We start from the raw sequence: 6,078 nt of genomic DNA on the forward strand, positions 1-6,078 counted from the left end.
CTACAATTTTTTCTAAGTCTATTTTTTCATCTATGATGTTATCTACAAAGTGTCCGTCATAATCAAAAGACGAAAAAGGTAATACGCAGTGTTCTCTATCTTTCCTGTAAAGATATTTTTCATGCTCTGTTATCTTCCAGTAGGCTTTGTATACTTCTTCACTTACAGGTACGGCTTTGCCTTTTACATAAAGGTAATATTCTTTTGCCACTTAGTTATCCTCCTTTTTTAAGTTCTCTGTTTCGCTTTTTGAGAATAAAAAAGGAGGACTTCTACACTTTGGCGTAAAATGTCCTCTCGGCTTAAAAACTAATGTTTTATATAATTTTCTATTTTGTTGTTTCTGGTAAAGTATTATTGCTATGTTTAAGCAATTCCAAGCATAAAAAAGGATAATTATATCGTTCTGTGAAAACCGAAGCTATAAGTTTTGACATAATTATCCCTCCATTGCTTAGTTACATATTTTTCCCCTCCTAAATAAATATTCTGTAAACCTTAAATATTATCTTTTTTAAGCTTATAACAGGTAAATTTCACTTTACAAACTATAAAAACAGCCAAAGCAAATGACAGCACATCAGAAACAGGTTGCAATAAATATATCCCAAACTTCTCATATAAATTAGTAAGTAAATATAAAAGAGGGATGTAGAAAATACCTTGCCTTGAAATCGAAATTATCAACGACCAAAAATATTTACCTATGTTTTGCATCAACATACTACTTATCGCATAATAGGCTAACAACGGAATTGTTATACATTGCATTCTAAGTATTTGCACTCCTATAGAAATAACTTCACTATCTTTAGACATTGCAATAACAAAATGTTCCGAAAAAATATATAGCACCACTGCTGATATAGTCAAAAATATAGTTCCAACAACAACTGTCAAATTAAATGCTGATCTAACTCTGCCATATTTTTTTGCACCATAATTCATTGCACAAATAGGTTGAAACCCTTGCCCCCATCCAATCATAATCATATAAGCTATGGCAACTATTCTTGAACTAACGGTTAAAGCCGCAATAATACTGTCCCCAAAGTTTGCTGCAACTCTATTCAATAAAATGAGAGAAACACTTGTAATTGCTTGCCTTGAAAAGTTAGGCATTCCTCCTACAAGAATATGGTATATGCGTTCTTTACTACATTTGACATTTTTCAAAGAAACAGGAATATTACCATTTCCTTTTGCCAACATAGTAAGTGCAATACACGCAATTATTTGACCTGTCAAAGTTGCATATCCAGCTCCAACAAACCCAAACTTGAATATAAACATAAATACAGGATCAAGAATCATATTGCTAAACATTCCTAAAAGTAAACCTATCATTCCATCTTTTACATTTCCACAAAGTCGTAATTGATTATAAATAGTAATTGAATACAGACTAAATGGAACGCTTATTATAATCACCTTTAAATACTGAGTAGTAAATTTAAATAAGTTAACAGAAGCATTCCCACCAATGAACTTTGTCAAGTCAGATATAAAAATCCATGACATTATAGCTATTAAAAATCCACTTATAATAGAAAATACTATTCCGATTGAAGAAATAATTATTGCCTCTTCCTCATCTTGTTCTCCAAGTTTTTTAGACATAATATTCCCACTGCCATATCCAAACCAAAACCCAATAGCCTGAATAATACTCACAAAGCTAAAAACAACACCAATAGCAGCTGTCATCGATTTATCATTTAAAAGTCCGACAAAAAATGTGTCTGTCAAATTATAAATAACCATGATTAGCATACCAACAATTGTTGGAACAGACATTTTTACTATCAAAGGTAAAAGTGGTTCACTTAAAATCTTTTGCCTTCTCAATTCTTTTTGATCTATTTGATTTTTTGATTTCATATCAGCAACCTTTGACCTCGCCGGTATTACCATCTACTTGTATGGTATCTCCATCTTTGAATTTGGTCGTTGCAAAACCAACTCCAAGAACTGCCGGTATATTATATTCTCTTGCAACAATTGCAGCATGGCTCAAAGCAGAACCTGTATCTGCCACAACAGCACTCGCCAGCTTAAATAATGGCGTCCACTCAGGATCTGTAAGATGACAAACTAATATGTCTCCTTTTTTCATTTTATAAAATTCTTTGGGACTATTTATTAAACACACCTTTCCAACTGCAATTCCAGTGCTTCCACTTACTCCTTTTAAGACATCACCATCCGTTTTAAAAATCAATAACTTTGAAGCTTCCCATACTTTCACTGCTAAAGGAAATTTTTCGTTTCTCCTATTTGTTTTTTCCTTATCTGATTCATTTAAACTACCTCTGTTAATTGCTTTAAGCAATTCTTTATGAAAAAGATTAGCCACTCCTATTTCTATGTTTTCATCACCCAAGAGTATAAAGTTAATTCTTTTAACACACTTTCTGACATAATAAAATAGTGTTTCCCACAAATATTGACTTTCTTCACGAACCACATGAAAATATCTAAAATATTTTATCTGTTTTTCTATATCCTGATACTTTTTACCATAGATTCCCTCTATACTCTCCATAAGCTTAGAAAAATCCTTTATATCTTTACTTTCATTACTATTTTCATTTAATATAGGTCGTAATATATTTGTCAGCCTATCAGGATCTTCGAGAAATGTTTTTGCAGATAAACAATAACAGTTATAATCAGATTTAAAGCCATTATCTTTCATAAATTCATCTGTTATATTCTTAAAATCATTATACTTTTTATATAATTCCTTAAAATTATCTCCGGAAATTATCGCTCTTTTTAAAGCTTCATTTTTTCTTATCTCACAAGCCATTGCATAAACATCATTTGTAATCACCGATGTTTTATTATCTAAGTCCCAATAAAAATCAAACGATGAGTAATTGCTATTTACTTTTTTTATTATTTTGGTAAATTTCTTGCTATTTAATACTGATGGAAATACGGCATACTTAAATCTATCATAAGTAAGCTTTTGCAAAAGAGCATAACTTTCTTCTAAAAAATTTCCACACTCCGTTAATGTCATATTTTCAAAATTTAAGTGCCCCATTTCTTCTATTTCAGTTTCATATATATTCATAAAATCTTTGCACTTCTTATAACAAAACTCAAAATCTTTCATGTTCTTTAAGATATTAAACATTTTGAAAATATTCTTTCCAATTCGCTTTCCTTCATCAGAAAAAGTTTGTATACCATCATCATCTATAATTGGATTTCTTGGTAAAATAATCCCACCTTCTGATAAAATGTTTAATTTCTGATCATTGATTGCCATCAAATAATCGAAATCAAGGACTCTATATGCAAAAGGCATTTTTTCTAATAAGAATGACATTACTTCTCGTGTATCCTTTTTGATTTTTTTACCCTTTGTATACTTCTCTATTAAATCATTGCCAGTTATATCATTTTCAGAATTTTTTAATGTGGTAATCGCTCTCGCCTGTAAAATATATACAATATCATTTTTGATTGCCCATTCAATATCCATAGGCATGCGATAGTGTTTTTCAATCTCTAAACCACACTTCATAAGTTCAAGTATTTCTCTATCATTTAATGCACGAGTTTTTCTTTTATCAGAGCTTACTGCTACTTCAACAGTTTCCTTATCCCCATATATAATCTGTGTTTCCTTGCTTCCAATATTTACTTGGGCTATTTTCCCTGATTTGTCAATAATGTAGCTATCAGCTGTAACTCTTCCGCTTACAACGCTTTCTCCTAATCCAAAGCTTGCATTTATTTGCATTTCATTTTCTTTTTTGTTTACTGGATTTACGGTAAATAAAACGCCTGATTTTTCACTCTCTATCATTTCTTGAATAACAACTGCAATAGAAATTGAAGTTTGATCATAACCTTGATGAAATCTATAGCTTACAGCTCTATTCCCCCAAAGTGAAGCATAACAATTACGCACTGCATTCAATACACTTTCAATACCTTGAACATTTAAATAAGTTTCTTGTTGCCCTGCAAAACTGGCATCTGGCAAATCTTCTGCCGTTGCTGAAGAACGCACTGCAACTCTTGTATTATTTCCAAGATTAAAATATTTTTCTCTTATTGCATTCTCTAACCTTTCAGGAAATTTTCCAGACTTTATCTTTCCTCTAAAATGCTCAGCTTCATTTAGAAGTTTTCTTTCATCATCTACTGAGTTTTTAATTCCATTTTCAATGAGAATATCAATCCCATTTACTTTTAAAAAATCTCTATATGCGTCTACTGTTATAACAAATCCACTTGGAACATTTATTTTAGCAGAAGTCATTTCTCCAAGATTAGCACCCTTACCTCCAGCAACTAATACATCTTCCTTTTTTATCTCATTAAAATCCAGAATCATTGCTATCACCTTCCCTTATACAATTAAATTTCTATGTATTTAAAAACAATGCTTTGTATATAAATATTAAGCACTTCTTCAAAGGTATCTTTATTAAAATGGAAATAATTTGAACATAGAACGAAGCTGCCAACAAAGGCATTTGATAAGCCTTGCTTATCTACGCTTTTTACTACATTATTTTTGTACCAATAATCTATTAACCTATCCAAAAAATCACCATATAGATTTTCTACTCTATTCACTTTCTTTGAATCTTGACTTGCAAATATTCTAAATGCCTCTTGATAAATTGGCTGAGTTTTAATTTTCTCAGTCATATCTATCGAATACTTATAAATTACATCTGAAAGGAATTTTTTAGGATTCGTGAGTGAATTTGAAAATTCTCTTTCAATGTTTTCCAATTTTTGTATTGACCTATATGCCATTAAATCGATGATAAGAGATTCTTTGTCTTTCCAAAAATTATAGAAACTTCCTTGTGCTATCCCTACTCTTTTTGTCAATTCCGAAATACTAAGTGATTTCGTACCTTTATCATGAAATAAATCAAGAGCAGTTTCCATAATATCTTCTTTGATTTTTATCTTTTCTTCTTCTGTAAATGCCTTTGCCATTTTTAACCTCCAAACTTCTCAAACCAACCTGTGAATTTTTCATTTTTTATTCATAGATATTATAACACCCACAAATTTAAAAGTCAATGAATATTTCATTTTATATTCATTGACCTTGGATATATTATTCAGTTAAAAAACTCTACATTTCATATAATGGTATCCCAACTCTTTTTAGAACCTTTAATTTCTCCTGTTTCTTCTGCTCCCTTCTTGCCTTATATTTATCTTCATACTCTTTCTGTTTTCCGCTTGCTTTTCGTTTCAGGTAATTTTGATGTAGCTTGTCTTTTCTTTCCTTTATTTTTCTTTCTTCTTCCTCAAGTTTTTGTTTTTCTTCATCACTTAACTCCGCCTGTGGCAGTTCATAATTGCCTATGAAATTAAAGTAAATTTCTATCTTTTGCTTTGATGTCTGACTTCCTTTTCTATCTCTTTCATGTACGACAATCTTTTCTACAAACTCATTTATCATTGTGGTTGTAAGTTCATCAAAGTTTTCATAACGACTGATAAGAGATATAAATTTTTTAGCTCTGTCTGTTTCTTTTTCATATCTTGATACCTGCTGCTCCAAATCCTTAATTTCTTTACTTAAAGTTATCTGCTCCGTTTCATATTGGTTATTTAGTATTTCATATCTGCTATTTGGTATTTTGTTAAGGATCATATCTTCATAGATACGACACATCAGTCTTTCTAATTCCTGTAATCTTCCTTTGCTGTCAATAAGCCTTGTGCGTTTCTTTTCTATCTCTATTTTTTCCTTTTCTTCCATTTCATTTTGAATGGAACGGATAAAGGCTTCATTATCTTCATCAAGGTATTTTTTAATATCTTTTAGTGTTTCCCTAATAAGGTTTAAGACCGCTTCTGCTTTTATTCTGTGTGCTGATGGACAAAGTGTGCCACATGGTGTTTTAGTATAGGCACTGCAAGTGTAATAGGGAATATTCTTATAATTGCTTGTTCTATGAACATACATCTTGCTCCCACAATCTGCACAATACATTAGTCCTGTGAGTGGGTGATATTCTCCCCAACCGTCAGGATACCTTTTTACATTTCCTCTTATCCTTTGCACATTATCAAAGGTTTCTT

Annotated in this window: 4 protein-coding genes and 1 pseudogene; all 5 read right to left on the reverse strand. The window is 31.0% G+C overall.

Features of this window, described 5'->3' with window-relative positions:
- A pseudogene (locus HMPREF1639_RS02110) lies at positions 1–211 on the reverse strand (sigma-70 family RNA polymerase sigma factor); the annotation flags it as partial.
- A gap of 287 nt (positions 212–498) precedes the next feature.
- Positions 499–1,881, reverse strand: a complete 1,383-nt coding sequence (locus HMPREF1639_RS02115) for an MATE family efflux transporter (RefSeq protein WP_036762786.1) — start codon at positions 1,879–1,881, stop codon at positions 499–501.
- Position 1,882: 1 nt separating this feature from the next.
- Positions 1,883–4,357, reverse strand: coding sequence for a PEP/pyruvate-binding domain-containing protein (locus tag HMPREF1639_RS02120; RefSeq protein WP_036762781.1), 2,475 nt, complete (start codon positions 4,355–4,357; stop codon positions 1,883–1,885).
- Between the two features lie 23 nt (positions 4,358–4,380).
- A complete protein-coding gene (locus HMPREF1639_RS02125) occupies positions 4,381–4,977 on the reverse strand; it encodes a TetR/AcrR family transcriptional regulator (protein WP_036762783.1) in 597 nt (198 codons plus the stop codon).
- 142 nt (positions 4,978–5,119) lie between these two features.
- On the reverse strand, positions 5,120–6,078 hold a 959-nt coding region (locus tag HMPREF1639_RS02130), incomplete at its 5' end, for a DUF4368 domain-containing protein (RefSeq protein ID WP_036762788.1).

Origin of the sequence: Peptostreptococcus sp. MV1, from assembly GCF_000758885.1 — a bacterium.
Classification (GTDB): domain Bacteria; phylum Bacillota; class Clostridia; order Peptostreptococcales; family Peptostreptococcaceae; genus Peptostreptococcus.

Bases quoted from the DNA above. Each gene is read 5' to 3' on its own strand.
- HMPREF1639_RS02115 (WP_036762786.1), bottom strand. From the start codon at position 1,881: ATGAAATCAAAAAATCAAATAGATCAAAAAGAATTGAGAAGGCAAAAG.
- HMPREF1639_RS02120 (WP_036762781.1), bottom strand. From the start codon at position 4,357: ATGATTCTGGATTTTAATGAGATAAAAAAGGAAGATGTATTAGTTGCT.
- HMPREF1639_RS02125 (WP_036762783.1), bottom strand. From the start codon at position 4,977: ATGGCAAAGGCATTTACAGAAGAAGAAAAGATAAAAATCAAAGAAGAT.